Annotated in this window: 28 protein-coding genes; 14 read left to right on the forward strand and 14 right to left on the reverse strand. The window is 68.2% G+C overall.

Annotation, left to right across the window (positions count from 1 at the left end; genetic code table 11):
* Nucleotides 1-13 precede the first annotated feature (13 nt).
* The 3 genes from J2W68_RS01100 to J2W68_RS01110 all read left to right on the forward strand — a co-directional run bounded on the left by J2W68_RS01100 (nt 14) and on the right by J2W68_RS01110 (nt 1358).
* Nucleotides 14-412, forward strand: a complete 399-nt coding sequence (locus J2W68_RS01100) for an MAPEG family protein (protein ID WP_310231827.1) — start codon at nt 14-16, stop codon at nt 410-412.
* Between the two features lie 217 nt (nt 413-629).
* Entirely contained in the window at nt 630-866 is a 237-nt protein-coding gene (locus tag J2W68_RS01105) for a hypothetical protein (RefSeq protein ID WP_310154676.1), read from the forward strand.
* A 228-nt stretch (nt 867-1094) separates the two neighbouring features.
* On the forward strand, nt 1095-1358 hold the full coding sequence (locus tag J2W68_RS01110) for a hypothetical protein (RefSeq protein ID WP_310231829.1): 264 nt from the start codon (nt 1095-1097) through the stop codon (nt 1356-1358).
* 54 nt (nt 1359-1412) lie between these two features.
* Here J2W68_RS01110 and J2W68_RS01115 read toward each other — a convergent pair whose 3' ends face one another.
* Nucleotides 1413-1640 (reverse strand): hypothetical protein, encoded by a 228-nt coding sequence (locus J2W68_RS01115; protein ID WP_310231830.1) that lies wholly within the window; start codon nt 1638-1640, stop codon nt 1413-1415.
* 138 nt (nt 1641-1778) lie between these two features.
* On the opposite strand from J2W68_RS01115, the gene J2W68_RS01120 reads away from it, so the two are divergent.
* Nucleotides 1779-4670, forward strand: coding sequence for a VIT domain-containing protein (locus J2W68_RS01120; protein ID WP_310231833.1), 2892 nt, complete (start codon nt 1779-1781; stop codon nt 4668-4670).
* 20 nt (nt 4671-4690) lie between these two features.
* On the opposite strand, the gene J2W68_RS01125 is transcribed toward J2W68_RS01120, so the two are convergent.
* Nucleotides 4691-5470, reverse strand: coding sequence for a glutaredoxin (locus J2W68_RS01125; RefSeq protein ID WP_310231836.1), 780 nt, complete (start codon nt 5468-5470; stop codon nt 4691-4693).
* Between the two features lie 88 nt (nt 5471-5558).
* On the opposite strand from J2W68_RS01125, the gene J2W68_RS01130 reads away from it, so the two are divergent.
* The 3 genes from J2W68_RS01130 to J2W68_RS01140 all read left to right on the forward strand — a co-directional run bounded on the left by J2W68_RS01130 (nt 5559) and on the right by J2W68_RS01140 (nt 6842).
* Entirely contained in the window at nt 5559-5951 is a 393-nt protein-coding gene (locus J2W68_RS01130; RefSeq protein ID WP_310232429.1) for a MerR family transcriptional regulator, read from the forward strand.
* Nucleotides 5952-6090: 139 nt separating this feature from the next.
* Complete coding sequence (locus J2W68_RS01135; RefSeq protein ID WP_310231838.1) at nt 6091-6462, forward strand: DUF1428 domain-containing protein; 372 nt, start codon at nt 6091-6093, stop codon at nt 6460-6462.
* An 8-nt stretch (nt 6463-6470) separates the two neighbouring features.
* Nucleotides 6471-6842 (forward strand): nuclear transport factor 2 family protein, encoded by a 372-nt coding sequence (locus J2W68_RS01140; RefSeq protein ID WP_310231841.1) that lies wholly within the window; start codon nt 6471-6473, stop codon nt 6840-6842.
* Between the two features lie 93 nt (nt 6843-6935).
* On the opposite strand, the gene J2W68_RS01145 is transcribed toward J2W68_RS01140, so the two are convergent.
* Nucleotides 6936-7757 (reverse strand): hypothetical protein, encoded by an 822-nt coding sequence (locus J2W68_RS01145; RefSeq protein WP_310231844.1) that lies wholly within the window; start codon nt 7755-7757, stop codon nt 6936-6938.
* Between the two features lie 119 nt (nt 7758-7876).
* A complete protein-coding gene (locus tag J2W68_RS01150; RefSeq protein ID WP_310231847.1) occupies nt 7877-8374 on the reverse strand; it encodes an MgtC/SapB family protein in 498 nt (165 codons plus the stop codon).
* Between the two features lie 244 nt (nt 8375-8618).
* On the opposite strand from J2W68_RS01150, the gene J2W68_RS01155 reads away from it, so the two are divergent.
* A complete protein-coding gene (locus J2W68_RS01155; RefSeq protein WP_310231850.1) occupies nt 8619-9731 on the forward strand; it encodes an alkene reductase in 1113 nt (370 codons plus the stop codon).
* Between the two features lie 45 nt (nt 9732-9776).
* Here J2W68_RS01155 and J2W68_RS01160 read toward each other — a convergent pair whose 3' ends face one another.
* Both J2W68_RS01160 and J2W68_RS01165 read right to left on the reverse strand, forming a co-directional pair.
* Complete coding sequence (locus J2W68_RS01160) at nt 9777-10166, reverse strand: hypothetical protein (protein WP_310231852.1); 390 nt, start codon at nt 10164-10166, stop codon at nt 9777-9779.
* 107 nt (nt 10167-10273) lie between these two features.
* Nucleotides 10274-10645 (reverse strand): hypothetical protein, encoded by a 372-nt coding sequence (locus tag J2W68_RS01165; protein ID WP_310231854.1) that lies wholly within the window; start codon nt 10643-10645, stop codon nt 10274-10276.
* 199 nt (nt 10646-10844) lie between these two features.
* Between J2W68_RS01165 and J2W68_RS01170 the strand changes: the two genes are divergently transcribed.
* Entirely contained in the window at nt 10845-11468 is a 624-nt protein-coding gene (locus tag J2W68_RS01170) for a dihydrofolate reductase family protein (RefSeq protein ID WP_310231857.1), read from the forward strand.
* Nucleotides 11469-11498: 30 nt separating this feature from the next.
* Here J2W68_RS01170 and J2W68_RS01175 read toward each other — a convergent pair whose 3' ends face one another.
* On the reverse strand, nt 11499-12329 hold the full coding sequence (locus J2W68_RS01175; RefSeq protein ID WP_310231860.1) for a hypothetical protein: 831 nt from the start codon (nt 12327-12329) through the stop codon (nt 11499-11501).
* A gap of 196 nt (nt 12330-12525) precedes the next feature.
* Between J2W68_RS01175 and J2W68_RS01180 the strand changes: the two genes are divergently transcribed.
* From J2W68_RS01180 to J2W68_RS01190, 3 genes are all read left to right on the forward strand, one after another.
* Nucleotides 12526-12915, forward strand: coding sequence for a BlaI/MecI/CopY family transcriptional regulator (locus J2W68_RS01180; RefSeq protein WP_310231863.1), 390 nt, complete (start codon nt 12526-12528; stop codon nt 12913-12915).
* A 1-nt stretch (nt 12916) separates the two neighbouring features.
* Nucleotides 12917-14728, forward strand: coding sequence for a M56 family metallopeptidase (locus J2W68_RS01185; RefSeq protein WP_310231866.1), 1812 nt, complete (start codon nt 12917-12919; stop codon nt 14726-14728).
* A gap of 84 nt (nt 14729-14812) precedes the next feature.
* Complete coding sequence (locus tag J2W68_RS01190) at nt 14813-14956, forward strand: hypothetical protein (protein ID WP_310231869.1); 144 nt, start codon at nt 14813-14815, stop codon at nt 14954-14956.
* A 170-nt stretch (nt 14957-15126) separates the two neighbouring features.
* Here J2W68_RS01190 and J2W68_RS01195 read toward each other — a convergent pair whose 3' ends face one another.
* The 4 genes from J2W68_RS01195 to J2W68_RS01210 all read right to left on the reverse strand — a co-directional run bounded on the left by J2W68_RS01195 (nt 15127) and on the right by J2W68_RS01210 (nt 18666).
* Nucleotides 15127-16287, reverse strand: coding sequence for an AAA family ATPase (locus J2W68_RS01195; protein WP_310231872.1), 1161 nt, complete (start codon nt 16285-16287; stop codon nt 15127-15129).
* Between the two features lie 34 nt (nt 16288-16321).
* Nucleotides 16322-17359, reverse strand: a complete 1038-nt coding sequence (locus J2W68_RS01200) for an SMP-30/gluconolactonase/LRE family protein (protein WP_310231874.1) — start codon at nt 17357-17359, stop codon at nt 16322-16324.
* A gap of 66 nt (nt 17360-17425) precedes the next feature.
* Nucleotides 17426-18088, reverse strand: coding sequence for a ChrR family anti-sigma-E factor (locus J2W68_RS01205; protein WP_310231876.1), 663 nt, complete (start codon nt 18086-18088; stop codon nt 17426-17428).
* Nucleotides 18085-18666 carry a sigma-70 family RNA polymerase sigma factor gene (locus tag J2W68_RS01210; protein WP_310231879.1) on the reverse strand — a complete coding sequence of 194 codons (582 nt, stop codon included), beginning with the start codon at nt 18664-18666 and terminating at the stop codon, nt 18085-18087. The genes J2W68_RS01205 and J2W68_RS01210 overlap by 4 nt, the downstream gene beginning before the upstream one ends.
* A gap of 293 nt (nt 18667-18959) precedes the next feature.
* Between J2W68_RS01210 and J2W68_RS01215 the strand changes: the two genes are divergently transcribed.
* The gene (locus J2W68_RS01215) at nt 18960-19757 is read left to right on the forward strand and encodes a dioxygenase family protein (protein WP_310231881.1); all 798 of its coding nucleotides are present in this window, start codon (nt 18960-18962) and stop codon (nt 19755-19757) included.
* Between the two features lie 107 nt (nt 19758-19864).
* Here J2W68_RS01215 and J2W68_RS01220 read toward each other — a convergent pair whose 3' ends face one another.
* Complete coding sequence (locus J2W68_RS01220; RefSeq protein ID WP_310231884.1) at nt 19865-21238, reverse strand: MFS transporter; 1374 nt, start codon at nt 21236-21238, stop codon at nt 19865-19867.
* Nucleotides 21239-21665: 427 nt separating this feature from the next.
* On the opposite strand from J2W68_RS01220, the gene J2W68_RS01225 reads away from it, so the two are divergent.
* Nucleotides 21666-22829, forward strand: coding sequence for a zinc-dependent alcohol dehydrogenase (locus tag J2W68_RS01225; RefSeq protein ID WP_310231887.1), 1164 nt, complete (start codon nt 21666-21668; stop codon nt 22827-22829).
* A gap of 163 nt (nt 22830-22992) precedes the next feature.
* Here the strand turns inward: J2W68_RS01225 and J2W68_RS01230 are convergent, their stop codons facing one another.
* Together J2W68_RS01230 and msrB are read right to left on the reverse strand one after the other, a co-directional pair.
* Nucleotides 22993-23970 carry a hypothetical protein gene (locus J2W68_RS01230; protein WP_310231890.1) on the reverse strand — a complete coding sequence of 326 codons (978 nt, stop codon included), beginning with the start codon at nt 23968-23970 and terminating at the stop codon, nt 22993-22995.
* Nucleotides 23971-24070: 100 nt separating this feature from the next.
* Nucleotides 24071-24535 carry a peptide-methionine (R)-S-oxide reductase MsrB gene (gene msrB / locus J2W68_RS01235; protein ID WP_310231893.1) on the reverse strand — a complete coding sequence of 155 codons (465 nt, stop codon included), beginning with the start codon at nt 24533-24535 and terminating at the stop codon, nt 24071-24073.
* Between the last annotated feature and the right edge of the window lie 8 nt (nt 24536-24543).

Genomic DNA, 24543 nt, shown 5'->3' on the forward strand with positions numbered 1-24543 from the left:
CAGAAACGGAGCAATGACGATGACGATCGAACTACAGATGCTGGGTTGGGCGATCGTCCTCGGTCTCGTCCACATCGGCGTCGCCGCCGCGTTCGCAACCGCGCAACGCGGCCTGCGATGGAATGCCAGCAATCGGGACAGCGCGGACATCCCGCCGCTGACAGGCGCCGCAGTCCGCACTGCGGCAGCGAGCCGCAATTTCCTCGAAACGTTTCCATTGTTCGCTGCCGCGGTGCTTGCGGTGGTGGTGGCCGGCCGCGCCGATGCGGGCACCGCACTCGGCGCGCAGGTCTACTTCTGGGCCCGCGTCGCTTACCTGCCGATCTACGCCATCGGCATTCCGTATCTGCGCAGCGCGGTGTGGGTGGTGTCTTTGTGGGGCACGATCCAGGTCATCAAGCCGCTGTTCTGAGTGCACTGCAACATTTCGGCCGTCTGAATTGGCACATGCCTTCCTGAGCGAAGGGTTGCACTTCGCCCAGTGCATCGCGCAATGCAGCGACCCGCAGCGCCTGCCGCTGAACACGCACGCCAGATACGTGCGTTGTCATCGAAATCGACAATGTGGTTCACGGGAACGAGACGAAACAGGTCTTAGCCTGCGCGCTCCCAACCGGCAGCATCTCCCCATGAAGCACGACTCGGACCGCACCCTGGTGATCTCGCTCGGCCGCAACGGCCGCGCTTCGTATCCGGAACGCCCGTGGGAGGACATCGAGCCGGTGCTGCGTCGCATGTGGGAGTTCGATGGCCGCCTGCGTGCATGGCAGGACGTCCGCGCCGCCGTGCAGGCCGCCTGGCGCGCCAGTGACGATGTTGTGCCTCCGCGCGAGCGGCGGGCGCTCGAGCGCAGCCGCGCTGCCTGAAGCGTTGCGCTTGCGGGATTCCTGTTCACAGTTCGGCTTGCGATGACGGCTGTCAGCGCTGCGAATTCGATTTCTATTCGCGTGACATCGGCAGCACTGTAGACCTCGCAACGATCCACGTAGTGGCGGAGACCTGCCATCGCCGGACATCGCACAAGGCTCACACCGCTTTGGCGCCGGCATGACGCATGCGGGCGCAGCCTGCAGTGCCGCACGAGGAGACTACATATGATCAAGGCGAACCCCACCCGACCGGCCGCGCCGGAAGACGAAAAGGCGTTGCGCGATCACGAGGACCTGCCTCGGACCGATGGTCCTGCGTTGCGCGATCCGCGATCGCAGTCGGCGATCGACAATATCGGCCTTGATGATCAGGCCGATCTGCTGGATCCGGAGCTCGACGATCAGCCAGGCGATCGGGACGCAAGTGGCCGGTCATTCGCGGACGATGTCCGCAGCGATACCGGGGTGGAGAACGGCGAGCCCAAGTAAGGTCCCGCCGACCATGCATGCAGAAACGGGCCGGCATCGCCGGCCCGCGCTGTGTCAGCGGCGATACACCGCCGCGTTAATGCAGGCAAAGATGCTGACCACGAACCAGCCGAACGGCAGCAGCGACACCGTGAGCAGCCAGGTGATCACGAACGCGATGCAGCCGGCGGCGAACCAGAGGATGGCCGAGAGAATGCGGCCCTGCACCAGCTGGCCAAGGCCGGGGATGAAGAAACTGCAGATAGCGGCAATGACGTTGCCAGCCGAACCCTGTGCGCTCATGGCGGTGCTCCGGAGAATCGATGAAGGCGGCGATCCTCTCGCACCTATCTGAATGGGTACGTGAAGGCGTCGCGCACCCGCCGCAACCCCACCTGCAGCGCACGCCCGTTGACGACACCACTCCCCAAGGATGTCGCCATGCCCCGTCTCCGCTCATGCCTGTGCGCCCTGCTCTGCCTGGCCGTCCTGCTGCCGACGATGACCACGGCCCAACGCCTGCCCGATCTCGCTGCGCCGGCGCTGATCGTCGCCGATGCAGGCGAATCTCCAGTGCGGCTCGAGTCCGCTTCGATGCGCGTGGACGCCGGCGCGGGTGTCGCGCGCACGACGATCGATCTGGTCTTGCGCAATCCCACGCAGCGCGTGCTTGAAGGCAATCTGCAGTTTCCGCTCGCGCCGGGGCAGCAGATCGTCGGCTTCTCGCTGGATATCGACGGCGCGCTGCGCGACGCGGTGCCGGTGCCGAAGGACCGGGGCCGCGAAGTCTTCGAGACCATTGTCCGCGAGGGTGTGGATCCGGGCCTGCTCGAGCACACTGCAGGCGATGCGTTCCGGCTGCGCGTCTATCCGTTCGCCCCCGGCGGCACGCGACATGTGCGACTGGTGTTGATGGCGACGCTGCAGCGCGAGGGACGCACCGACACGGTGGACCTGCCCCTCGCGTTCGCACGCGGACTCGATCGCATCGAGCTGACGCTCAAGACCACCGGTCGCCCGTCACTGTCCGGGCTGGTCGGCACACCCCCGATCACGCGGTCCGGCGACGTGCACCGCGTCACGCTGCGCGCTGGCGATGTGGCGGATGCGGGCATTGCGACGCTGCGAGTGCCCTCAGAACGGCGTCCTTTCGTGCAATGGCAACGACGCGACGGCGCGACCTGGTTCGTGGCCGATGTGCCGGTGGACGCGGCCGACGCGCCGCGTGCGCTGCCGCAGCGCATCGGGCTGCTGTGGGACAGCTCGATGTCCGGGCGAGAACGCGCGCATGCGCTGGAGTTCGCGCTGCTGGATGCGTATTTTCGCGCCGCCGGCGATATCGAAGTCGAACTGCTGCGCTTGCGGGATGTCGCGGACGCGCCGGTGAAATTCCAGGTGCGCGACGGCGACTGGCGGGCGCTGCGGCGCGAACTGGAATCGACGGTCTACGATGGCGCGAGTGCAGCCGGTGGCTGGACGCCGTCAGCGGGCGCCCGCGAATTCCTGCTGTTCGGCGACGGCCTGTTCAACCACGGCGCCCAATCGTTCCCGGCCTTCGACGACGGCCAGCGTCTGTACGCGGTGCAGTCCGCGAACGGTGACGCGACACGACTGGCAGCGCTCGCGCAGGCCCGTGGCGGGCGTGCGATCCCGTTGCGCACTGTCGCTGCATTGCCCGCTGCAACCCGCGCACTGCTGCGTGATGCACCCAGGCTCGAAGCGATCGACGGCACCGGTGCGCGCGACCTGGTCGCCGAATCGAACGTGGCGGAGAACGGCATCCTGCGCATCGCCGGCCGACTGGATGCGCCGCATGCCGATCTGACGCTTGTCGTGCATGCAGGAGGCCGCACGCAGCGGATTCCGCTGTCGATCGACGCCGCGCGCACGCCGCAGGGCGAACTGGCCGCGCTGCAATGGGCGCGCTTCCAGTTGGCGGCGCTACAGGCCGAACCCGAGCGCAACCGCCAGCGCATCGCCGCGCTCGGTCAGCGCTTCGGTCTGGTGACGCCGGGCACCTCGTTGCTGGTGCTCGAACGCATCGAGGACTACGTGCGCTTCGACATCGAAGCGCCGGCTTCGATCGCCGACGCAGTGGCCTCCGCGCGTGCGCAGGCCGAGATCACGCAGGTACGCGACCGGCAGACACGACGCGATGCGGTCGCGCGCGGCTGGGCCGAACGGATCGCGTGGTGGGCGCGCGTGTTTCCAAAAGACGCCCCACCGAAACAGATCGCCGCGCCGCAGGGCGTGGACGATTCGATGCCCCCGGCGCCACCCGCACCGGCGCCCATGGCTGCGGCCGCGCCGATGGTGATGGCCGAAGCAGCCTCGTCGCCGATGCCGCTCGATCGCACGCAGACGACTGCTTCACGCGCGCGCGCCGGCAATGTGGCCGATGCATCCAGCGACGCGCAGGCGCCCGCCGCGACAATCCGCCTCAACCCCTGGCAGTCCGACGCCCCGCTCGCCCGGCGATTGCGTGAAGCACCGGATGGCGAAGTCTATGCGCGCTATCTCGATGCGCGCGATGCCGAAGTCCAGGGCACCGCGTTCTATCTCGATGCCGCCGATGTATTGCAACGTCGCGGCGAGACCGCGCTTGCCTTGCGCGTGCTGTCGAACCTCGCGGAGCTGGATGTCGACAACCCGCATGTGCTGCGCGTGCTCGCCTATCGCCTGCGCGAACTGCAGCGCGACGATCTCGCGGTACCGGTGCTCGAACGCGTCCTCGCGATGCGGCCGGAGGAGCCGCAGAGCCTGCGTGATCTCGCGCTTGCCTATGCGGCGACCGGCGAACGCCAGCGCGCGGTCCATCTGCTCGCAGACGTCGTGGATGGCGACTGGAACGGCCGCTTCGCCGAGATCGAACTGACTGCGCTGGCCGAGCTCAACGCGCTGATTGCAACCGCAGCGACGCCGCTCGATACGTCCGCGATCGACCCGCGTCTGCTGCGCAATCTGCCGCTGGATCTGCGCGCGGTACTGAGCTGGGACAGCGACGACAGCGACATGGACCTGTGGGTCACCGACCCGGATGGCGAGAAGGCGTACTACGGCAACCGCCTGACCCGTCAGGGCGCGCGCATGTCGCCGGATTTCACCCGCGGCTACGGCCCGGAGGAATTCGCACTGCGCGATGCCAAGCCGGGCACGTACCGCGTGGAAGCGAACTTCTTCGGCCAGCGCCAGCAAGTGGTGACCGGTGCGACCACACTCACGCTGTGGCTCAGCACCGGCTTCGGCACTGCGGCACAAACCGACCAGCGCGTCACGCTGCGGCTCTCCGACGCACGCGAGACGGTGTTCGTCGGCGCGTTCGAGGTCGAATGACGCGCAGCCCCGCACACGCCCTACATTGCCGCGTTCAGGCCCGGCCACAGCACGGGCGCCAGCAGCATCCAGATCGCCATCGCGACCATCATCAGGTTCTCGGTCAGCGACACAAACCCCAGCGGCACGTTGCTGCCGCCACCGACGCAGGCGCACTTGAGCGTGCGCTTCTCGAGGTAGACCGCCTTGAATACCGAGACCGCACCGATGCCGCCGATGACCAGCGCCAGTGGCGCGGAAAACCAGGTCAAGGCGCCGGCGAGCATCAGCACGCCGGCCAGCCCTTCGGCGAATGGATACAGCGTCGCGTACGGCACCCAGCGCTTCGCCAGCAGGTCGTAATTGAGGAACATGCTGGAGAACGTCTGCACGTCCTGCAGTTTCAGCAGCGCCAGCACGCACATGCTCAAGGCGACGAACCACTCCGCTGCGCGCACCGTCAGTACGGACCCGTACACCGCGTACGACAGTGCGAGCGCCATCAACGCGGTCATCGCGAACAGCGCGGCGACCGGTCGATACGTCGTCGCCTTCGGATCGCGCACCTTCAGGCCGAGGAACCTGCGCAGATCGTCATAGCCGCCGATCCGCACGCCGTCGATGAACACCTGCGGCGTGGTCTTGACGTCGTGGGCGGCCTTGAACGCATCGGTGGCCTCGCGCGTCTCCAACCAGTGGTCTTCGACTTCGTAGCCATGGCTGCGCAGCAGATGCCGCGCCTTCAGGCCGAACGGACAGACATGGCCGGGCATCACCATGCGATGGAGCACCGCGCGCGGTCGGGTGGGGGACGTCGTCATCGCAATCTCCTCAGGTGGACGCCTTGCCGGCATCGGATGCCGTCCTGTATACCCCCCGTACCATGGTACGGAGTCAAGCGTGGACACGATGACCATCTCCGCATTGGCGGATGCGGGCGGCGTTGGAGTCGAGACCGTGCGCTTCTACCAGCGCCGCGGCCTGCTGGACACGCCGACGCGCGACGCGCGCATCCGTCGCTACGGCGCAGCTGATCTGCGCCGGCTGCGTTTCATCCGCAGCGCGCAGGCGGCCGGCTTCACTCTCGACGGCATCGCCGAACTGCTGGCCCTCGATGCCACGCATGACCGCAAACGCGTGCGCAGTCTGGCTACCGAACGCATTGCCGCGCTCGATGCGCGCATCGCCGAACTGCAACAGGCACGCGACGCGCTGGCCACCCTCGCACAGCGCTGCGGCCACGGTGGTCGGGGCCCCTGCCCGATCCTGGGCGCGTTCGATACGCAGACGGGAGACGCCTGAGCGCCTCTAGGCGCAGGAACGGCTGAATACGCGGCGGCGGCATGTCGAAACGCGCTGCCCTAGGGCGTCGTTCTCCAGGAAAACTGCAGCACGGTGCTGTAGTGCACCCGCGCATCCGCGCCCCGACAGGAGTTCCGCCATGTCCTACATCGATGGTTTCGTCATCGCCGTGCCGACGGCCAACAAGCAGAAGTTCGTCGACCACGCCACCAGCGGCGATGCGTTCTTCATGGAGCTGGGCGCCACGCGCGTGCTCGAGTGCTGGGCCGACGATGTCCCGGACGGCACGCTCACCGACTTCCGCAAGGCCGTGCAGGCCAAGGACGACGAGACGGTCGTGTTCTCGTGGATCGAGTGGCCGGACAAGGCCACCCGCGATGCCGCGTTCGCGAAGATGATGGACGGCAGCGATCCGCGCATGGATCCCGAAAAGAACCCGATGCCGTTCGACGGCAAACGGATGATCTACGGCGGGTTCACGCCCGTGGTCGAGCTCGGCGGCAAGGGCTGAGGCGCAGCATGCGCACGAATGCCGACATCGCGCGCGCTTGCTTCCAGGCCTATGCAGACGGTGACCGCGCCGCGCTCGACGCGGTACTGGCAGCAGACCTGCACTTCACCAGTCCGCTGGACAACGGGATCGATCTGAACACCTATCTCGAGATCTGCTGGCCCACGCAGGCCGAAATCGTCGGCTTCCGCTTCGTGCGTGTCGTCGAGCACGGCGACACGGTGCTGCTGACTTACGAGCAGACGCGCAGCGACGGCAGCGTGGGCCGCAACACCGAAGTGCTGACGATCCGCGACGGACTTATACACGCGGTCGAGGTGTATTTCGGTTGGCCGGTGCCCCATCCGGCGGCACCGGGCACGCATCTAGCAGCTGAATGACCAGACCGCACAATGTAGACCCTTGCTGCGTTTCCCCAAAGAAAAAGGGCGCGCCAACGGCGCGCCCTCGTCTACTCTGAAACGAAGCCAAGCTCAGCCGACGCGGAACTTGTCCGTATCGTCGCGGCCGCTGTTTTCGCGGATGTAACTGCCGCCGCTGTAACGATCGTGCGAGACGTACGCATCCTGCACTGCCGCCTTCGCGCGGTCCCAGTCCAGCGGCGAATCGCCACGACGGTTGGCCCAGTCGCGCTCCAACTCGGCCGCCAGGCTGTCGTCCCACGCACGGTCCGCATGACGCGTACGTGCGTAAGCGCCGTAGCGATAGGCCGGTTGATACTGGGTGTAGTCGGCGTCGGCATCACGGTAGGGCGCGCTTTCGAAGGCGTCGGCGTAGTAGGCGTCACTGCGCTCGTAGAGATCGTAGGTCCGGTCCGTGCGGTCCCAGGCGTCACGCACCGCCGGTTGCGCATCTTCCCAGGCCAGACGTGACTCGCCACGCGCCGACTCCCACTCCTTGCGCAGCGACGCCTCGGATTCGCCCCAGTCTCGGGTGCGATCGGCTTCGCGTGCCTGCAGCCCGAAGCCGTAGGCGGGTGCGTAGTCACGATCGTAATCGTGGTCGGTCTTCACGTAATCGCGTTCGCGATGCGCGTCGCGCCAGTATTCGGTTTCACCTGTGGGGTCGATCCGCTCGGCGACGCCCTTACCCACAGCCGCACCCGCGATTACGCCGATTGCTGCGCCGATCAGTGTGCCAACCGGTCCGAACACTGTGCCTGCCGCAGCACCTGCCGCCACGCCGCCCGCAGTACCGCCCACGCCGACGCCGACCGGATGGGCACCGGGCGTCTTGCTGATGGGATCGCGATTGAGGTCGCGGCCGCCGTCCTGGATTTCGTCTTTCCTGCTCATCTGGAGAATCTCCACGTGCGTTGGGTTCGAACCCACACCGTGCGGGGCATCAGATGAAACCGCCGTCGTTAAAACCCGAATACGCGCCCAAATCATTCAGTCCCGTGCGCACACCGGCATCACTCATCGGGCTGCATGTCGTCAGCGTCGGACGGATCCTTGCGCTGCAGTCTCGGCACTGCGCCGACGACGAGCAGGGCCATCACGGTGGTCGCGAGCGCGACCATCTCCTGCCCCATGCCGGCGGCCATACCGATTGCTGCCGTCATCCAGACGCCTGCCGCTGTCGTCAATCCCTGCACGCGTTCGCCCTTGTCGAGCTTGAGGATGGCACCCGCACCGAGGAAGCCGATGCCGGATACGATGCCCTGCATCACGCGCGTCACATCACCGCCGTCGATGCCGCTGAGCAACGGGGCGAGCACGAAGAGTGCCGAACCGATCGACACCAGAATGTGCGTTTTCAATCCGGCCGCGCGACCCTTGTGCTCGCGTTCCCAGCCCACCATTCCGCCCAGGACCGCGGCGACCAGCACGCGCACCACGATGGTGGTCGTCGTGTCCACGTCCGGCAGGGCGAGCTCCCGCATGACCGCGGCGCCGATCTGGTCGAGCACGCTCATCGTGGCGTTGCCGCGACGTGGCACACGGAAATACAGGTGATCGTTTGCGGCATCACGGCCCCTCCAGGACAGGTGGCGGGACGCTAACGCCTGCGTGGTTGGGTCACGGTGATGACCGGCGGATGACAGTTCCGCACGCATTCGCAACGAAGCATCCCGTGCCCCATACCGCCGCCGCGCTTGAAAAGCGGCCCCGCACCCAGCAGGTCAGGCGCTCACCGATTGGAACCTCCCCCTGATGCCCACCCTGTTCGATCCCCTGACCGCCGGCGCGCTGTCGCTCGCCAATCGCGTCGTGATGGCGCCGCTGACCCGCAACCGCTCGCCGAACGCGATTCCACCGCCGCGCACCGCGCTCTATTACGCGCAGCGCGCGACGGCCGGCCTGCTGGTCACCGAAGCTACTGCGATCACCCATCAGGGCCAGGGCTACGCCGATGTGCCCGGCCTGTACGCGCCCGAGCAGCTCGAGGGATGGCGCCGCGTCACCGACGCCGTCCATGCCGAAGGCGGCCGCATCGTGGTGCAGCTGTGGCATGTCGGCCGTATCTCGCACACGTCGCTGCAACCGGATGGCCAGGCGCCGGTCGCGCCCTCGGCGATTGCCGCCAAGGGCAAGACCTTCATCCATGACGCCGACGGCAACGGCGCCTTCGTCGACACGTCCACGCCGCGCGCGCTCGAGCTCAACGAACTGCCCGGCATCGTCGAGGACTATCGACGCGCCGCGCGCGCGGCGATCGATGCCGGTTTCGACGGCGTCGAGGTGCATGCCGCGAATGGCTACCTGATCGACCAGTTCCTGCGTAGCGGCAGCAACACGCGCAGCGACGCCTACGGTGGCAGCATCGAAAATCGCGCACGCTTCCTCGGTGATGTCATGCGCGCCGTGGTCGAAGAGATCGGTGGCGATCGCACCGGCATCCGGATCTCACCGGTCACGCCGGCTAACGACGCGCACGACCCGGATCCGCAGCCGCTGTTCGCACACGTGGTCGAGGTGCTGGCACCACTGGGTCTCGCGTTCGTGCACGTCATTGAAGGCGCGACGGGTGGCGAGCGTGACTACACCCAGGGCGATGCGCCGTTCGATTACGCCGCGCTGAAGGCGGCGTATGCCGGGGCCGGCGGCCGTGGCGCGTGGATCGTCAACAACGATTACGACAAGGCCGACGCCGAAGCGGCGGTCGCGTCGGGTCATGCCGATGCGGTGGCATTCGGCCGGCCCTTCATCGCCAATCCGGATCTGGTGCGCCGCCTGCGCGAGGACGCGCCGTTCAACACGCCCGATCAGGCGACGTTCTATGGCGGCGGCGACGCCGGCTATACGGACTATCCGACGCTGGACTGATGTGGGCATGCGCGCCGCCGGTTGCCGGCGGCGCGTCGGACGGACTTAGAGCGGACGCGGTGTCGGCGTCGTCTGGAACTCCTGACCGGTCACCGGATCGCGTGCGCGGCCGGGGACCACTTCCTGCGCGCCCGGCACGATGCGGCCCTGGGCATCCCGAACCTGGGTCGGCATTGCCCGAGGCGTGACCGGCGCGGTCGCCGGCGTCGCCGGTTCTGGTCGCATCTGCGGTGCGGGACCGGTGGACGGAATCGTCCCCGGCGGCTGGCCGCGCTGCGAAGGCGTCGCCGGCACTGCAGGGGGCGCAGGCATCGCGGCGGGTTGCGTGGCAGCACGCGCAGGCGTCGTCGGCTGCTGCAGCTGCTGTGCGAACACGGGCGCCGATGCGACTGCGAGCAGCATCGGCACACCAAGCTTGAAGATGGGACGGGTCATGACGCCTCCGGGGCGCGAGTGAAGCCCGACCCTATGCCCCGCCTTATGCAGAGCCCATGAAGTTTCCGCGGCCATCGCCCGGTGTCACGCCGGGCGATGCGCCTCGTTCAGTCGACGCAGATCGTCGAAGCGACGCCGTCACGTACACGCTGCTGGCAGCCGAAGGGATTGGTGTCGACGCTGCAGGTGCCGCCGACCTGGGTCCCGTCGACACTGCCCTCGGGAGCAAGACACTGGCCTTCGCACTGCTCCGACTCGGTGCATGCCTTGCCGGCATCTGCGGTCTGGCGCAGGCACTGCTTGACCGGCGCACGGCCAAGCTGGGTCCACTGCCCGCCCACCGCAGTGCACTCGGCTTCGTTGGTCACGGTGGCCTTGTCGGGGCCGCCGGTCGGCATGACGGTGTCGGTGCGTTCGGCAGGTGCGCTGCAGGCGGCGAGCAGGCCGACGAGAAGAACGGAAGCGAAGCGCTTGATCATGGCGAGAGGTCCGCGGATGGAGTGGCGGCGAGTCTAGCCACGCCGATGTGAACCCATGCGCATGGCCCGTCGCTGCCCATAACCCCGTGCTGCGCGCGCATACGTCGCAGCGCCGCACGTGCGACATGTCGATTTCGAGGATGCGTGGGCGTCGTCATGATGAAAGCGCCGCGCGGCCGCTACGCAACCGGAGACACGCATGCGCAAACTCATGGTGGCCGCCTTCGTCAGCCTCGACGGCGTGATGCAGGCGCCAGGCGGGCCCGAGGAAGACACCACGGGCGGGTTCATCCACGGCGGCTGGACCGTGCCCTTCGCCGACGCGGTCTTCGGCGAGGCGATGGCCGCGCTGTTCGCGCAGCCCTTCGAGCTGCTGCTCGGCCGCCGCACCTACGACATCTTTGCCGCGCACTGGCCGCGCGTATCTGAGAACAGTGGCGATGCCGACCTCGCCACGCTGTTCAACGGCGTGACCAAGCACGTCGCCACGCATCGACCCGACTCGCTGGACTGGCCGCACAGCCGCGCACTCGGCGGCGACGTCATCGGCGCGCTGCGCGCCCTGAAAGCACAGGACGGGCCCGACATGTTGACCCAGGGCAGCGGCGCGCTCGTGCGGCAACTGCTGGCCACGGATCTGGTCGATACCCTGCAGCTGATGACCTTCCCGGTGCTGCTCGGTGCCGGCAGACGGCTGTTCGGCGATGACGCGCAGGCCGCGGCGTTCTCGCTGGACACAACCATCGTGTCGCCGACCGGCATCGTGGTGTCGCGCTACGTGCGGGCGGGCAAGGTGCAGACGGGATCGTTCGCGCTCGACTAGCGCCGGTATCGGGCATGCCGCCCGGGTTCTTCAGCGCGGCAGATCCACCAGCAGGCCGGGCGCGGCGTTCGGATCGATCCACAGCGCGCCGATGCGCGGCGGCTGGGGATCGCCACGCTCGAGGCCCGCCACCAGCGCCGGCAGCGACAGGGTCTCGCGCTGCGCGAGCGCATCGAGCACGAACTGGAACTGGTACCAGCCGTACTGCATCGGATCCCGACCGAGCGCCTCGTAGTTGTCGTTGAAATAGGCAGGTGCCGTGGTCCCCGTCGGCACCGGGTCGGGCAGCATCGCGTGCGCCTTTGCGACGACCGGCGCCATTGCATCGAGAAACGCGACGCCCTCCGGCGTGCGCATCCAGTAGGCCACTGCGAACGCGTTGGCCTCGGACTCGTTGCGGTAGTGATCCACCTGGTCGAAGAACGCGTCGTTGTCGCGCAGCCCGGATGCCTGGAACTGCAGCCAGTGAGCGGCTTCGTGTACGACGAAGAACTGCTGGAACAGCAGATCGAACAACTGACGGCCCGCGGCTTCATCGCCGGCCAACTGGGCGAACACGGCCTGTGTCGCCGGATCCATGTCGTCCCACCACGGCACGAAGATCGTGCGCCGGTCGAAATCGACGAGGATCAGGCTCGGCGTGGTCTCGACGACAACGGGCACGCCGGTGAAGCCGGGCCGACCGCTGGCGCGGACCGCGTCGACGAAACCGTCCACCATCGACTGCGCACCGGACTGCAGCGCGGCCTTGTCGGTGTACCGGCACGCGCAGTCGGCAGCGAAGGCCGCAGCGCTCACACCTACCCACAGCAGCAGCACGATCAACACGCGCGGCAACGCGCGCAGCGGAAATCCGGACATGGGGAATCTCTTCGTGATGCGGCGGGACCAGGCGCCCATTCCATCCAACGCCAGACAGGCCGTCGGCCGGCCAGCACCCTTTCAACGCACCGCGAGGAGTCGGCGCTCACCAGACGTGGCTATGACTTACCACCTATTGACTACAGATGTAGTCAGGTGCAATCTGCCTACAGTTGTAGTCAACCAGGATCACGCCATGCGCAACAAGACCGTCGGGGACCAGGAACTGGCCCTGCTGCAGCACATCGCCGCACACGATGCCGCCTCGGTCGGTGAGGTCGCCGTCAGCTTCGGCGAACCGCGCGGACTGGCCCGCTCCACGGTGCTGACGATGATGGAGCGCCTGCGCGCGAAGTCGTACCTCAAGCGCAAGCAGGGCGATGGCGGCGTGTACCGCTACTCGGCCACCGCGCGCCAGGACGACGTCGTGCGCAACGCGGTCGGAAGTTTCGTCGAGAAGACCCTGCAGGGCTCGGTGTCGCCGTTCGTCGCGTGGATGTCGGAGCGCAAGGACATCAGCGCCGACGAACTGGCCGAACTCGAGGCGCTGGTCGCCAATCTGCAATCCAAGCGCAAGGAGCGTTGAGATGGCCTTGGAACTGATCAGTGACCTCCTGCTGCCGCGCCTGCTGGCCGCCAGCGTGCAGTCCACGATTCTGGTCGCCGTGGTCTGGGCGCTGTGCCGGTGCGTACCGCGCCTGTCCGCGGCCACCCGTTGCTGGTTGTGGTGGCTGGTTGCGCTACAACTGCTGGTTGGTCTGGCGTGGTCGAGCCCCATGGCGCTGCCGTTGCTGCCCGCAGACACCGTGCAGCCCGCGCTGCAGGTCGCGCAGGTCGCACCTGCCATGGCCGCGGACGCGTCCATCGTGTTTGCGCCGAGGTCGGCGTCCGCCGCATCGCCCGCATGGTCGTGGTCGTGGTCGTGGCCACTGGCGCTGGCCGCCGCGTGGCTGCTGGGCCTCAGCGTGATGGTCACGCGCAGCCTGCGCGGCTACCTCGCAACGCGCCGCCTGCTGCGCATGTCCGCGCCCTGCCGCGACCGCAGCCTGCTGCATGCATTGGCCCTCGCCGCCGAGGCGCACGGCCTGCGTGCGCCGCCGCGGCTCCGCTTGTCGGATGCGATCGATTCGCCGCAGCTCATCGGCCCGTGGCGTCCAGTGCTCCTGCTGCCTGCGCACCATGCGGACGCGCTGCAGCCCGATGAACTCGACATGGCGCTGACCCACGAACTGGTGCATCTACAACGCCGGGATCTGTGGCTCGGCCTCGTGCCAACGCTCGCGCAACACCTGTTCTTCTTCCATCCCCTCGTCCATCTGGCCGCGCGCGAGTACGGCCTGAGCCGCGAAGCCGCCTGCGATGCCGCCGTGCTCGAAGGCAACCGTCACTGCGCACGCCAGTACGGGCAGCTGTTGCTGCGCCTCGGCGTTGCGCCACGTCCCTGCGCCGGGCTGGCCAGCGCCTCGCCCGACTTCACCCTGCTCAAGCGGAGACTCACCATGCTCCAGACCACATCGTCCCTCCCGCGCGCCGTCGCGGTGCTGATGACCGTCGCGATCGGCGTCGTCGGCGTCATGCCCTATCGCCTGACGGCTGCGACGCCCCCCGCGACGCCGCAGACCGCTGCACCCGCCGCGCGTCCAGCGCCCGCATCGACACCCACACCGCTCTCGACGCAGACGTCGACGACGACGGCCACTCGCAATGGCGTGGCCGTCGACCCGGCCGACATGCCCGCACCGCCTGCACCACCCGCACCGCCTGCGCCTCCAGCGGCTGTCGTTCCGCCGGCACCCGTCGCAGCGCCCGAACCACCGGCCGGCGCACTGCGGGGCACCTTCACCCTAGGCACGCAGCCGGTCGAGAACGCATTCGTGCTGATCGACGACGACCACAGCATCGCCGTCAGCGCCACGTCCGATCTGCGCGAAGCCCAGGCTGCACGTCGTGGCGACGCACCGGTGCTGTGGATGCGCCGCGGCGACGCGCGCTATGTGGTCCGCGACCGGGCCACGATCGAGGCGATCCGCGATGCCTACGCTGAAGTCACCGCGCTCGGTGCGGCGCAGGGCGAACTCGGCGCGCGTCAGGGCGCTCTCGGCGGACAGCAGGGCGCGCTGGGCGCACGCCAGGCGCAGATCGCCCTGCAGGCCGCACAACGCGCACTCGCCGACGTCGATGTCCGGGCGCAGGTGGACGCGAACGTGACCGCGGCACTGCAGACCAGGCAGGCCGGCATGCAGGAAGAGATGCAGCGCCTCGCCGCCCAGCAGGCCGTGCTGGCCCGCGAGCAGACCGCACTGGCGACACGACAGCAGACCGCCAGCGCGCGCGCCGAGCGTGAAGCACGCGCCCTGATGGACGCCGCGATCCGCACCGGTCTGACCGAGCAGTTCTGAATCCAGAGCACTGCACAGCGCAGCCGATCGCTGCGCTGCGACCCGATACGCCATGCACCACCGGCCCGACACCACAGGCCGGTGATGATCGTGCGTGCAGGTCGATGGCCCGCGCCCTACCGGGTCAACGGTGTCGTGCGGAATCTGCAGGCTTGGTACGACGCAGTCGACGTGCGCGCAGGAAATGCAATGTTCGCCACGCCATCGGCACGCGCGGCGATCTGGTGAGCAGCGCTAGGGAAGGTCTGAACAATTCCGCTTCTGGCCGTCATTCCCGCGGGGCATCAAGCGTCTCTGGGTTTCAAAGGCTTGAAGTCACTGGATCCCCGCCTGACCGGACATGCGTCCGTTGAAAGCCGCGGGGATGACGGCAGTTATTCAGAGCTTCCCTAGATGTCTCATCGCTCCGGCCAGTACCACGCCGGCGCGTCCAACATGCCCTGCCCCTCGATCGTCGTCTGGCTGTCGCGTTTGACCAGTTGGACCGGATTGCAGTCGGGATCCTGTTTCAGCGCCGCGATCAGCCGCGTCGCATGCGAAACCACCCAGACCTGGGTGCGCTTCGATGCATTCGCGATCAGCCGCGCCAGCGCCGGCAGCAGGTCGGGGTGCAGGCTGGTCTCGGGCTCGTTGAGCACCATCAGCGGCGGTGGGCGCGGGGTGTGCAGCGCGGCGATCCACAGCAGATAGCGCAGCGTGCCGTCGGACAGCTCGGTGGCCGACAGCGGCCGCAGCAGACCGTGCTGCCGGAACTGCAGCGAAAACCGCCCGCCTTCGACCAGCACCTCGACCCGCGCACCGGGAAACGCATCGGTGACCGCGGCATCCAGCGCCTGTACATCGCCGATCTCGCGGATCGTCGCCCAGGCTGCTGCAAGATCGTGCCCGTCGTGACTCAGCACCGGGGTACGTGTGCCCAGTTGGGGCAGCCGCGCCGGCGCATCGGCATCGGCGCGGAAATGATCGTAGAAGCGCCAGCCGCGGATCGTCTCGCGCAGCTGCAGCACTTCCGGCGCGCTGCGCGGATCGGCGATCTGCGCGAACAGGCTCTCGAAGGGATTGAGATGCTCTCCAGCCCCACGCCAGTCGCGGCCGTCGCGCACGCGCACCAGCGCGCCGCGTCGATCGACCAGCGTGTTGCCCTGGCGCAGGAACGGCCCGCCCCAGATCACCTCACGCTTGATCTCAGGATCCTGCGCGAACAGCGACTGCGTCGGCACCGGCAATCCGAAATCGATCGCGTAGCCGAATTCCTCGCCGGCGAATCCGAGTTTCAGCGAAACGGGCTGCTGCCGCGGCCCGCCCTCGATCGGCACCTCGCCGCGACGCATGCGCGCACTGAGGGTTTCCGGCCCGGCCCACAGCGTGGACTGCAGCCCGCCCTCGCGCGCCAGTGCCGGCACCACGCCGCCCTGCGCGGTCTCGGCCAGCAGGCGCAGCGCGCGATAGAGGCTGGACTTGCCGCTGCCGTTGGCACCGGTGACGAGGTTCAAGCGCCCCATCGGCACCACCAGCGTGTGCAGCGAACGGTAGTGGGCGATGGCGAGTGTAGTGAGCATAGAAACAGGAAATCCGGGCGCGCCGCGTCTTGTACTACCGCGGCGTCGCAGGCCCTGCGATCTGCAGACGTACGCGCGCCAGGATGCTGTTGGACGTCAGATACAGCGTGCGGCCGTCGTCGCCGAAGGCCACGTTGGCGATCGGGCCGCCGGTTTCGATCCGGCCGAGCCGCGTGCCGTCCGGCGCGAACACCAGCACGCCGCCGGGGCCGGTGGCGAAGATCGTGCCGTCGGCGGCCACGGCCATGCCGTCGGGCAGGCCGGGCGCGTCGTCGCCGACCAGATCGCCGGCATCGGCGAACACACGACGCGAGCTCACCGCGCCCTCGGCGTCGAGTGCATAAGCCATCCAGATCGCGCGTTCGGGATCCGAATTGGCGACATACAGCGTGCGCCCGTCGGGCGACAGCGCGATACCGTTGGGGCGCGTCAGGCCGTCATCGAGCAGATGCACGCGGCCGTCGGTGTCGAGCCGGTAGACGCCGTTAAACGGCAGCTCCTTGACCGGGGAATCATCGAGATCCTTGAGGCCGTACGGCGGATCGGTGAAGAAGATCGCGCCATCGCGGCGGGGCACGACATCGTTGGGACTGTTGAAGCGACGGCCGTCGAATGCCTGCGCGAGCACGGTCTTCTGTTTCGTGCGCGGGTCGAGCCGTGCCAGCGTGCGACTACCGGAATCGGCCAGCAGCACCGTGCCGGACGGCTCCGCGTGCAGGCCATTCGCACCGGCCTCGCGCAGCACATCGAGCGGTGGGCCGTCGTAGCCGGACGGCTCGAGGAACACCGACAGTCCATCGGCCTCCGACCAGCGATGGATGCGATTTTCCGGCACATCGGAGAACAGCAGATAGCCGCCGTCCTCGATCCACACCGGCCCTTCGGCCCAGGTGAAGCCTTCGGCCAGACGCTCGATCCTGGCATCGGACGCAACGACGGCCTCGAAACCCGGCGCGTAGGTGGTCAGTCCGCCGATTGCGGGACGCTCACTGGTCGACATCGCCGCACCACCCGCGCAGCCGCCGAGCAGGGCGGCGCACAACAGGCCGGAGAAAGGACGGAAGGGCTGCATCGGCGTGCCTCGCATGTGGTCGGGCCGTACAGCCTGCCACGAGCCGAGGCGCAGGTCGCGCGACGATCAGAGCCGCAGCACGGCCTGCATCGCCCGCGCGATCCAGCCACTGAACTTCATCGGCGCGTCCGACGCGGCCACGCAGATGCACGGCACGCCCTGGCTTGTGACCGGCTGATGCTCGGTGTCGGCGTCGAGATCGGCGACATCACCAGGGCCGAAATGCCCGAGCACATCGTCGTAGGCGCCGCGCAGGATCAAGGTCAGTTCGTTGTTGCCGTGGCTGTGCAGCGGCATGCGCCGGCCAGGGGCGGTGCGCAGCATCATCAGCTGCGCGCCCAGCACGTCGTTCTGCGCCCGCAACAGGTGGATGCCCGGCCCCACCGCGCGCCAGCGCAGCGTCGAGTAGCGCTCGCCAAACCAGGGCCGCAGCGGCGTCGGCAGCAGGTCGGGATCGGCCTGCCGCTGCATCGGGGCCGCGGGGGGCGGCGCAATGAGTTCGCCCTCGAGCCGGGCACGGAACGCATCGCGCGCGGTCGCCGACAGCGGCGCGCCTTCCTGCTGCTCGATCAGCCGCGCGCCAATGGCATCAGCCGCCTGCAGCTGCGCGCGACAGGTGGCGCACAGCTCGAGGTGGCTGGCGACGACTGCGGCGAACGCGACCGGCAATGCACCAGCCGAGTACCCGACCAGGGTCGCGTGGTCGAGATGGCGTACCGGCCCGTTCATGCCTCGCCTCCGAGGCCGCGACGCAACTTGGCGAAGGCGCGGCGCAGGGTCGATTTCACCGAGCCCAGCGGCATGCCGAGTTCGTTCGAGATTTCCGAGTGACTCTTCGATTCCAGGTACGACATGCGGATCAGCCGCGCCTGGGCCACCGGCAGCGCATCGATCGCGCGGCCCAGGCCGACGTGGTCGGTGAAGGCTTCCGGCCCGCTCGTGCCCAGCTCGCCGTCCTCATCGTCCTGCAGCAGTTCGACATCGTCGGGCCATGCGGTTGCCGACGCCCCACGGCGCAGGGAGTCGATATGCAGGTTGCGCGCGATGCGGAACAGCCAGGTACCGAGACTGGCGCGGCTGCCGTCGAACGAGCGCGCACGTCGCCACAGTCGCAGCATCGCCTCCTGCACCAGATCCTCCGCCTGCGCAGGCGCAATGCCCTGCCCCAGCAGATAGCGTTTGAGACGAGGTGCGAAATGGTCGTAGATGCGCATGAAGCAGTCGACATCCGCATCCGCAGCCACCCGGGTCATCTGTTCAGACCAGAACGCCGCGTCGGGAGCCGGATCGGCGAGAAACTTGGACATGCGAAGCGGCCCGTGCAGGGGCGTGACCTTCGTGACGGCGGTAGCGGGCAGCTTGGGCATGGCGCCGTGTTCGAGGTGTGCAGGCGGAGACATGGGGTGATACGGCGCAGGGGCGCGATTGGATGCCCTGGCGTCGCAAGGATAAGTGGACGGGTCGGGGGATGCGGCGCGCGGGGTGCCCGTTGCGCAACGATGCTTCGCTGGCGTGACGGTTTATCGCCGCCGCCGGCAGGCCTAGCCTGTCCGCATCGTGGCCGCGCCCTTCCCCCGCCGGCCGCTCCAGGAGCACTCCGATGACCCGCATGCCCGCCCTCTACATCTCGCACGGCTCGCCGATGACCGCCCTGGCGCCCGGTCTGGTCGGCGCGCGCCTGGCCGACCTGGCGCGCGCGCTGCCGCGTCCGCGCGCGATCGTCATCGCCTCCGCGCACTGGCTGGCACGGGCACCGCTGGTCGGCGGCGCGGCTGTGCCGGAGACCATCCATGACTTCGGTGGCTTTCCGCAGGCCTTGTTCGACATCCGCTACCCGGCGCCGGGCGACACCGCACTGAGCGCACGCGTGGCCGGCCTGCTGCAGGCGGCCGGACTGGCGCCGCAGCTCGATCCGCAACGCGGTCTCGATCACGGGGTCTGGGTGCCGCTGCGCCTGCTGTACCCCGACGCCGACATTCCGGTGGTGCCGGTGTCGATCCAGCCCGGCCTCGGCCCGGCGCACCAGTTCCAGCTCGGCCACGCTTTGGCGCCCCTGCGCGACGAAGGCGTGCTGGTCATCGGCTCGGGCAGCATCACCCACAACCTGCACGACTGGCGCAGCTACGACGACGCCCGTCAGGCACCGTACGTACAGCCCTTCATCGAGTGGGTGGAGCAGCGACTGGCGGCCGAGGACGTGGAGGCCTTGCTCGACTACCGGAAACAGGCCCCGTTCGCCGAGCGCGCGCATCCGACCGACGAGCATCTGCTGCCGCTCTACGTCGCGATGGGCGCCGCCGGCACGCCGATGCGCGCGCAACGCATCGATGCCGGCATCGACATGGGCTTTCTGGCAATGGACATCTACCGGTTCGACGGCGAGCCGTCGAAGGCATGAACCCACGCGTGCTCCCCAAGGAGCACGCGCCACCGTCTCCGCGCAGCCCAAAGAAAAAGCCACCCGCGCCGGCTTATGCGCGAGTGGCTTCAAGGGTCACGCCGCAATCAGCCGCGCTTGGCGACCCGCTCGCGCATATGCGCTTCGTCGTCGAGCCAGTTCTGGTCCTTGTTCTTCAGGAAGAACACGTAGACCACCAGCGAGACCGCGATGATGGCGGTGGCGTACACCGCGAACGTGATCACCTGGTCCGACTTCAGCGCCGCCTGATAGAGCAGCGGCGCGGTGCCGCCGAAGGCCGAATTGGCCAGCGCGTACCCGAGGCCGACGCCCAGCGCGCGGATGTGCGTGGGGAACAGTTCCGCCTTCACCACCGCGTTGATCGACGTGTAGCCGGTGAGGATGATGAAACCGATACCCAGGATGATGAAGGCCGACAGCGCGCTGGTCTGCTGCGGCAGCGCCGTCACCAGGAACCAGGTGTAGAGCACGCCGCCGATGCCGAAGAACACCAGCAGGCTCTTGCGGCCCACGCTGTCCGACAGCCAGCCGCCGATCGGCTGCAGCACCATCAGGAAGGTCAGCAGACCGAGGTTGATCAGCGTGCCCACCATGACGTCGTCGCCGGCGAACGCGGTCTGGATCATCTTCGGACCGTTGACCGAGTAGGTGTAGAACGCGACCGTGCCGCCGGCGGTGATCAGGAAGCACAGCAGCAGCGGACGCCACTGGTTGACGAACAGCTCGCGGATCGACCCCGACGCCTGCGCGCCGCCGGTCTTGGCGGCCTTGATCGAATCCGACTCCAGCGACTCGTCCATCGTGCGACGCAGCCAGAACACCACGATCGCCGCGAGGCCGCCGATGCCGAAGGCCACGCGCCAGCCCCACTCGGAGATCTGCGAGGTGTCGAGCATCAGCAGCATCGCCAGCAGCGTTGCCTGCGCCAGCACGTGGCCGCCGACCAGGGTCACGTAGTGGAACGAGGACAGGAAGCCGCGACGGCCGGGAATCGCGGCCTCGGACATGTAGGTCGCACTGGCGCCGTATTCGCCGCCGGTCGCGAAGCCCTGGATCAGACGCGCAATCAGCAGCAGCACCGCGGCCCAGATGCCGATCTGCTCGGCGGTCGGGCTGATCGCGATGAGAAACGAACAGCCGGCCATCACCGACACCGAGACCGTCAGCGCCAGGCGCCGGCCGTAGCGGTCGGCGAAGCGGCCGAAGTACCACGCGCCGATCGGGCGCATCAGGAACGTCGCGGCGAAGATCGCCCACACGTACAGCGTGGAATTCTTGTCGTCGGGCGAGAAGAACTGCGACTCGAAGTACACGGCGAACACCGAGTAGACGTAGACGTCGAACCACTCGACCAGGTTGCCGGCCGAACCTTTGAGGGTGTTCGACACGGACCGGCGCAGGCTGGCCGGCCGGGCCGCGTTGGGCGCGGCGGGTGAAGCGACGGAACTCGAAGCAGTCATCGGGGGGAGCCTGCGTGGGGGCAAGGGTGGCGAGTATAGGCACCGGAGCGGGGAGGATCGGCGTCAATAGCGAAGAGGTATTAGATGGCTGCCGCCTTGCGCACCCGTGTGCCTCCGGCTACCCAGACAGATCCTCCCGCGAACCGGTCTTCTCGACGGGTCAGTGGCGTGCGTTGGCGCCTGGACGATTCGCGCATATCGGCCTCTGTCGTCGCGTGTTCTCCGCATTCACGAAGGCGCGCATCAGCAATCGATGTGCGGGCCCCGCGCCGCCGCGCTGCTGAGCGCATCCGCGTCGCATCGCCCTCGACCGCCCCACGGCGCCGACGACCGCAACCGCACATCACGCCACGACGATCTCCGCGTCACGTCGCCCTGTCATCGAGCTGCGTCAGATGTGCGCACCCCATTGCAACAGGACGACACGATGAAAGCGCTCACCTATCACGGCAGCAAGGACGTCCGCGTCGATACCGTGCCCGACCCGGTCCTGCAGGATGCCGACGACGTCCTGCTGCGCGTCACCGCCACCGCGATCTGCGGCTCGGACCTGCACCTGTTCCGCGGCAAGATTCCCGAGCTGCACAAGGGCGACATCCTCGGCCACGAGTTCATGGGCGTCGTCGAAGACATCGGCGCCGACGTCAAGAACGTCAAGCGCGGCGACCGCGTCGTGATCCCGTTCGTGATCGCCTGCGGCGACTGCTTTCACTGCCGCCTGGCGGAGTTCTCCGCCTGCGAAACCACCAACGATGGCCCCGGCGGCTCACTCAACGCCAAGGGCATGCGCCCGCCGGCGGCGCTGTTCGGGTTCAGCCATCTCTACGGCGGCGTGCCGGGCGGTCAGGCCGAGTACGTGCGCGTGCCCAAGGGCAATGTCGGCCCGATCGTCGTGCCGGATGCGTTGCCCGACGAACAGGTGCTGTTCCTGTCCGACATCCTGCCGACCGGCTACCAGGCGGTGCTCAATGCGCGCGTGACCAAGGGTTCGACGGTCGCGATCTTCGGCGCCGGCCCGGTCGGCCTGATGGCCGCCGCGTGCGCAAAGATGCTCGGCGCCGAGCGCATCTTCATGATCGACCGCTACCAGTACCGTCTCGACTTCGCGGTCGCGACCTACGGCGTGATCCCGATCAACTTCGAGGACACCGACGACCCGGCGGAAGAGATCATTTCGCAGACCAACGGCCGCGGCGTGGATGCGACGATCGATGCCGTCGGCTTCGAGGCCAAGGGCAGCAAGGCCGATACCATCGCCACCCAGCTCAAGCTCGAGACCAGCAGCGGCGCGGCGCTGCGCCAGTGCATCGCCGCGACCCGCCGCGCCGGCACCGTCAGCGTGCCCGGCGTGTATGCCGGCTTCATCCACGCCTTCATGTTCGGCGACGCCTTCGACAAGGGCCTGCGGTTTGAAATGGGCCAGACCAATGTGCAGAAGTACATGCCGGAACTGCTGGAGCACATCGGCGAAGGTCGCCTGCAGCCGGACGTGATCATCTCGCACCGCATGGCGCTGGCGGATGCAGCCAAGGGCTACGAGATCTTCGACGGCAAGGAAGACGCCTGCCGCAAGATCGTGCTGACGCCCTGACGTCAGACGGTACTTTTGATACCCGCACGCCGGCGCCTTCAGGGGCGCCGGCGTGTCTCGTGGTGGTGACAGAACGTCGACGCGGATGGCGTCGACGGCATCCGCCGCAGCCAGAGGCGTCCGGCGGAAATCGAGGGGCTGGAGGGCGACTGACCGCGCGCGCTCAGGCCAGTGGCAGTGCCTGCGCCGCGCGCGCGACTGCGTCATGCATTGCCATCACCTGCCCGGCCTTCGGATCGATGACGCCCGTGCCGAACGCGCGCAGGTAGCGGCAGGCTGCAAATTCTTTCGACTTCGCCTCGTAGTCCGCGATCCAGTCCAGCCGCTCCGGCAGCCGCGCCTGGCTGCGCGACCATGCCGCGCTGCGCGGCTTGATGCGGCGGTGCATGTCGAGGCGCCAGGGCTTGGGCGTGAGCCGGGCGCGGAAGCAGTGCTGCAGCCGGCACATCGTGGCGTAGAGGCTGTCCGCCTGCAGCGCCTGGAACAGCCGGTCCACATCGGGCTCCAGCGGATCGAACGTCCGGTGCATCACGAGCACGCGCAGCCCGGCCGCGGTGCGGTAGGTGCGCAGGTGCCAGTCCGGATTGGCCTCGGAGAACGCGGCGACCCGGGCCAGCGCCCGCGCCTCGGCGCCACCGTCGCGGTCGAAACGGTGCCGACGCCAGCCGAGCATCGCCAGGTTGGCCACCACCAGCACCGCAATGGCGACCGCCGCCGCCAGACGCCAGTCCATGGCCAGCACCGCCGCCGCGAACGCCGCGCCGCCCACCAGCACGCCGGTCGCCAGCGGCATCACGCAACCCGACGGGCGCGCCTCGAAATCCATGTCGGCGAACAGCACGTCCGGCGTGTTGAGGCACAAGGCGCCGTAGCTGTTGCGCGTGATCACCAGATCGCCCGCGCGCTCGACGATTTCCTCGCGGATCGGCACGCCCATCACGCCGTAGTTGGTCAGCGGCTCGCGGCGCGGCAGTGCCTCGCCGGCCAGCACCGCGTCGAACGCCCCCTGCACGCGCAGTTCCGCGTGCGCCTGCGCCGCGTCCTCGCTGTCGTCGGACCAGCCGAACCGGCGCACCGTCACGCTGCGCCCGCCATGCCGGGTCTGTCGCCGGGCCTCCGCCCAGTATTCGGGAACGATCACGCAGTCTCCCCATTCCGTGATGAGCGGGGATTGTCACCGACGGCCGCATTCCCGCCCCGCCGCCTGACCCACGCGCGACCGGATCAGGCGGGCACTGCGCTTATGCCGGACCCGCTTCCGCGCCGCCGCGCTGCAGCGGATCAGGCAGATCCTCGTCGGCGTCGACGAACGACAGCGACACCGAATTGAGGCAATGGCGCTCGAACGTCGGCGCCGGGCCGTCGGGGAAGATGTGGCCCAGATGACTGCCGCAGCGCGCGCAGACTTCTTCCACGCGGATCATGCCGTGGCTGGTATCGCGGATGCGTTCGATATGCGCCTCGTCGTACGGCGCGAAGAAACTCGGCCAACCGGTCCCCGAATCGAACTTCGCACTCGACTGGAACAGCGGCAGCCCACACAGGCGGCAGCAGTACGTGCCCTCGCGCTTGTTGTCGAGGAACACGCCGCAGAACGGCGCCTCGGTGCCGTGCTGCAGCAGCACCCGGCGCTCGTCGGCGGACAGATCGGCTTCCAGCGCGGTGCGCTGCTCGGCCGAAGGCGGTGTGAGATCGAAACGGCTCATGGGAATTC

It is taken from the genome of Luteimonas terrae, assembly GCF_031457535.1.
GTDB classification, from domain to species: domain Bacteria; phylum Pseudomonadota; class Gammaproteobacteria; order Xanthomonadales; family Xanthomonadaceae; genus Luteimonas; species Luteimonas terrae_A.